1 protein-coding gene is annotated in these 231 nt (G+C 65.8%); it reads right to left on the minus strand.

The window, feature by feature from the left end:
- A partial coding sequence (locus PAT3040_RS18340; protein ID WP_258235048.1) for an FGGY-family carbohydrate kinase occupies positions 1-231 on the minus strand: 231 nt, incomplete at both ends.

The following is a 231-nucleotide window of genomic DNA, read 5'->3' on the forward strand; positions in this document are numbered from 1 at the left end:
CGGCGGCTTCGACGATGCTGTCGTAGCCGCCGCGCTCCTTGCCGGCCGCGACGGCGCCGAACATGGCCGCGCCAAGCGCCGGAGTCTGCTTCGACGCCGCAACCTTGATCTCGCGGTTCGTGACGTCCGCGTAGATTTGCATCAGCAGCGCGTTTTTCTGCGGCAGACCGCCGCAAGCGTACAGCTCGCTGACTTCGATGCCGTTGCCGTGGAACGCTTCCACGATCTTGC

It is taken from the genome of Paenibacillus agaridevorans (genome assembly GCF_003112455.1).
Lineage (GTDB): Bacteria > Bacillota > Bacilli > Paenibacillales > Paenibacillaceae > Pristimantibacillus > Pristimantibacillus agaridevorans.